Genomic DNA, 4,041 nt, shown 5'->3' on the forward strand with positions numbered 1-4,041 from the left:
CAAGTCCTCTACGGCGGAATATGCGAGCGTACAGAAGAATGTTACAAGCACCTGTAAGGTAACGGCAGTAAATACCAAAGGCACACACCCTTATCATTGCATTTCACAGGACGGTAAAGGCGTGTACGGTTGGGTTAATGCAGCAGATGTAAAATAGACCGATTCGGTCACAAAACGGAGGAAAATACTATGCAGATTTTAAAATGGTTACTTGTTAATTGGGATTCTGTATTGCTTATTGCTATGGTTGTAGCCTTGATTATTTATTTAATCAAGACAGGACAGACCAAAATCTTAAAGCAGATTGCAATTAAGTTTGTCACAGATGCAGAGGGAGAGTGTGGGGCCGGCACAGGGATTATTAAGCTGTCGGAAGTGGTTGCGAAAATGTACGCATATCTGCCGAGCGTGGTTAGAATCCTGTTTACAGAAAAGCAGTTGGTACAGATTGCGGAATCTGTATTAGCGGAAGCAAAAAAGAAATGGGAAGCTAACGAGAACCTTACAACCTACATTGAAAACAAACAGCAGACAACCCCGGCAGTGGTAACACTTGCAGAAAATACAAAATAACAGAATATGCAGTAAACAAAATGCCCCCTTGGCTTGATGAAGCCTTGGGGGTTATTTTTATATTCTGACAGGATAAGGCAGCAGTACAAGAGGGGTAATACCACATTCAGAAAGTTTATATATTTTATGAGAAATGCTAATGCCGTTATCAATCCATATCATAAAACTTTGTTTCTGCAATAATTCAGAGTGGTTTGTAAAGACACAACCGCAATTTATGAGATTATCAGCAACCCACTTTTCGCATTCGGCGAATTTCTTTTCTATTCGGCGGTTATTTTCAACCGTTACCGCCTTACGGTCATTCATATATTTTTCATATTTTCCAAAATCCATAATATCCACCTCTATAGTACCGGGGCAGCAGTACCGCAACCCCGGATAAGTATTTAGTTGAGTGGTTGAAGCCAAACCACATTATCAAAATTTAAAAAACCGCCGGAACGGATGATAGAAAGTAAAGCCTTTTTGCCACCACAAGGCATATACGGCTCTGTATCACCCTTAAAAGCAAAGAAGCCTTTAACCGGGTGCTTGAAACAGTAACCGCTTGGACGAGTATAACCAAGCGGATGTTTAAATTTAAGTTCGCCTTTAAGTCTGACAACCTCTAAAGCGTTGTTGATAGTGATTGTTTCTAGTGTTCTTTCCATAGTGAATACCTCCTAAAATGTGGATACTGTGTATAACTTTGTGGGTCTGTCTTATTCCCTGTTCCTTATGATGCTATTATATACTTATATAAGTATATACGCAACCCGGAATAATTACCAAAATACTTATATAAGTATATAAAGTTATTTGTGCATTTTATATACTTGTATAAGTATAATGAATGTGATATGATAAAGAAAAACCAACGAGCAAAGGAGGTGCAGCAGTTGGCGGAGGAAAAGACAGGCGGAACGCCTGCGACAAAGGCAAAAAATAAATACAATGCAAAGGCTTACGACCAATTTCTTGTAACAGTCCCGACAGGACAGAAAGCAGAGATTGACAAAGAAGCGAAGAAACAGGGATATAAGAGCCGTAACGAATTTATAGTTGCAGCAATCGAAGAGAAGAAAGCGAGGGGATAAAATGGATGAATTGTTGAATTGCTGCCCTAAGTGTGGAAGCACATTAGAGTTTAGCAATTTAATGCAGTATTCAGACGTTTACAAAATAACAAGAAGTGGGAAATTATCTAAAAAAAGAATAAGAAAAGAAGATTGCGGGCCTATGGAGTGCGGATATATTTCATGCACTAATTGCGATTTTGTGACAGATGCGGAATTAGACTATCGGGGGAAAGATGAAGAGATAAGGATATATCAGAAAGAAGATAAGTATTACTACAAAAAAATACTTATATAAGTATAAAAAACTGTTGACAATATACTTATATAAGTATATAATGTAATTGTAGCAAGGAGATAGCAGGAAAGGAGTTAAACAATGGAGGATAACAAAATGACAAACAACCAGTTCAAAGGGATAATAAAAATGATAATAGCACTGATAAGAAATGATACACCGAAAGAAGAGTTAATCGAATATCTCACAGAATTGATTAAGGAATAAAAAACTTAATAAGGGTCAACACAAGGGGCGAACTTCATAACATTCCTGCTAATCGCCCCGAGTGCTTTAAAATATATTAGCAGGAAAAAACAAAAAAATCAAGGTCGAATAGACCGAATCGGACACAAAGGAGGTTCAACATGAAAAAACAACACATTATAATCATTGCTGTAATTGTGGTCTTTTGGATAGGTCACGGGATAATTGCAAGCAATAACAGGCAAACAGAAAACACCACAACCGAAAATCAAACAGATGTTCGGGGGGGGGTACTGCTGAATTAGAAAAAACAGAAGTGCCGGAATCCGAGAAACAGGAGGAAACAACAGAGCAGAAAGAAACAACGGAAGCAATTACGGAAGAACCAACGGAAATAGTGGAACACAGAACAGGGGATAATATTGTAGGTATAAGCGATAAGGATATTACTACGATATATTCAACAAAGTACGATACTGTAAGGAATGATGTTACAGGTAATTGGAAATGTATTGTAATAGCAGAAAACAACTTTAATGTTGAAGATTATGCGTTATCGTGTTATAAAAACTACTTTGATTCTGATAAAACTATTTTGGCGGTTGAAAACTTAACCACAAAAACAAGCACGAGTATAAGTGTTGTATCCGGCTTGTTATATGTATCAGTGTATGAATATACCAAAGGCGAGGAACATGATGCCAAAGCAATGTTTGGCGGAACACATTTAGTAGATTACATTGTATACACAGACAACGGAGATATTGAAAAAGTAACCGATTCGGAATAAAAGACCGAGGGCAGCAGGCAATAACTGCTGCCCTTTTGGCGTAGGAGGTGCGATATGAAGAAATTTAAACAAATGAGTAAAAGTGACCGTATCAAAATGGAAGCACTTTTAAACGCCGGGTTGTCAAAGGCAGCAGTAGCAGAACAATTACATTTTCACAGAAGCACAATATATAGAGAATATGACAAAGGTAAGTATATGCACCGAAACTCTGACTATACAGAGGAAGAGCGTTATAGCAGTGATTTAGGACAAAAAGCACACGATTACGCCCAAGAGGGAAAAGGCAGAAGCCTAAAAATAGGAAATGATAGAAAATTAGCGGAATATATAGAAAACAAAATTGTAGATAATAGATTTAGCCCGGAAGCAGCATTAGCAGAGGTTGCACGTTCGGGGATTGAATTTAAGACAACAATAAGTGTTAGAACACTTTATAGATATATTGATAATGGAATTTTTTTGAAACTTACAAACAAGGATTTACCTATTAAAAGTAAAAAGAAAAAGCATAATAAGAAAGTACAGGTACAGAAAAGAGCCACCGCAGGAGAAAGCATAGAAAACAGACCAAAGGAAATAGAAAAACGAGAGATATTCGGACATTGGGAAATGGATACGGTAAAAGGAAAGAGAGGGGTCACAAAATCGTGTATGCTTGTATTAACGGAAAGAAAAACCCGTGATGAAATCGTTATTAAGCTGAAAGACCAAGGGGCAGCTTCGGTAGTAGATGCGTTAGACAGGTTAGAGAGAAAATGGGGGGATATGTTTTATAAGGTATTCAGAAGCATAACGGTTGATAATGGTGTAGAGTTTTCAGATTATGAGGGAATGGAGCGTTCTGCATTGAAAGAAGAAAAGAGGACTTTTGTATTTTACTGCCACCCGTATAGCAGTTGGGAGCGTGGCACGAATGAAAATAATAATAGGCTTATACGCAGGCATATACCAAAGGGGGTAGATTTTGAGGATACAACAGATGAAGAAATAAAATATATAGAAACATGGATTAACAATTACCCAAGGGGAATATTTGATTTTAAAACATCCGCAGAATTGTTTGATGAAGAGTTACAGAAATTGGCATAGAAAAGAATAAAAAACTTGTCGCAAAACTATTGACAAAATATAAT

9 protein-coding genes are annotated in these 4,041 nt (G+C 37.3%); 7 read left to right on the forward strand and 2 right to left on the reverse strand.

Annotated features, from left to right (window positions below):
* Window positions 1-189 precede the first annotated feature (189 nt).
* A complete protein-coding gene (locus ACQY63_RS12175) occupies window positions 190-573 on the forward strand; it encodes a hypothetical protein (RefSeq protein ID WP_428245309.1) in 384 nt (127 codons plus the stop codon).
* Between the two features lie 57 nt (window positions 574-630).
* On the opposite strand, the gene ACQY63_RS12180 is transcribed toward ACQY63_RS12175, so the two are convergent.
* Both ACQY63_RS12180 and ACQY63_RS12185 read right to left on the reverse strand, forming a co-directional pair.
* Window positions 631-909, reverse strand: coding sequence for a hypothetical protein (locus ACQY63_RS12180; protein WP_005359596.1), 279 nt, complete (start codon window positions 907-909; stop codon window positions 631-633).
* 53 nt (window positions 910-962) lie between these two features.
* A complete protein-coding gene (locus ACQY63_RS12185) occupies window positions 963-1,226 on the reverse strand; it encodes a hypothetical protein (RefSeq protein WP_349191967.1) in 264 nt (87 codons plus the stop codon).
* Between the two features lie 219 nt (window positions 1,227-1,445).
* On the opposite strand from ACQY63_RS12185, the gene ACQY63_RS12190 reads away from it, so the two are divergent.
* The 6 genes from ACQY63_RS12190 (at window position 1,446) to ACQY63_RS12215 (ending at window position 3,997) form a co-directional block, all read left to right on the forward strand.
* Window positions 1,446-1,652: a ribbon-helix-helix domain-containing protein gene (locus ACQY63_RS12190; protein ID WP_412098423.1), complete on the forward strand. Its 207-nt coding sequence runs from the start codon at window positions 1,446-1,448 to the stop codon at window positions 1,650-1,652.
* Window position 1,653: 1 nt separating this feature from the next.
* A complete protein-coding gene (locus ACQY63_RS12195) occupies window positions 1,654-1,929 on the forward strand; it encodes a hypothetical protein (RefSeq protein ID WP_118256995.1) in 276 nt (91 codons plus the stop codon).
* Window positions 1,930-2,010: 81 nt separating this feature from the next.
* Window positions 2,011-2,136: a hypothetical protein gene (locus ACQY63_RS12200; RefSeq protein ID WP_005359583.1), complete on the forward strand. Its 126-nt coding sequence runs from the start codon at window positions 2,011-2,013 to the stop codon at window positions 2,134-2,136.
* A gap of 140 nt (window positions 2,137-2,276) precedes the next feature.
* The gene (locus tag ACQY63_RS12205; RefSeq protein ID WP_256279273.1) at window positions 2,277-2,420 is read left to right on the forward strand and encodes a hypothetical protein; all 144 of its coding nucleotides are present in this window, start codon (window positions 2,277-2,279) and stop codon (window positions 2,418-2,420) included.
* Window positions 2,421-2,431: 11 nt separating this feature from the next.
* Window positions 2,432-2,905 carry a hypothetical protein gene (locus ACQY63_RS12210; protein WP_256279272.1) on the forward strand — a complete coding sequence of 158 codons (474 nt, stop codon included), beginning with the start codon at window positions 2,432-2,434 and terminating at the stop codon, window positions 2,903-2,905.
* A 54-nt stretch (window positions 2,906-2,959) separates the two neighbouring features.
* Window positions 2,960-3,997 carry an IS30 family transposase gene (locus tag ACQY63_RS12215; RefSeq protein ID WP_005359579.1) on the forward strand — a complete coding sequence of 346 codons (1,038 nt, stop codon included), beginning with the start codon at window positions 2,960-2,962 and terminating at the stop codon, window positions 3,995-3,997.
* Window positions 3,998-4,041: the final 44 nt, after the last annotated feature.

This window comes from Eubacterium sp. Marseille-QA0814 (assembly GCF_965119675.1).
In the GTDB taxonomy this organism is placed as follows: domain Bacteria; phylum Bacillota; class Clostridia; order Lachnospirales; family Lachnospiraceae; genus Eubacterium_G.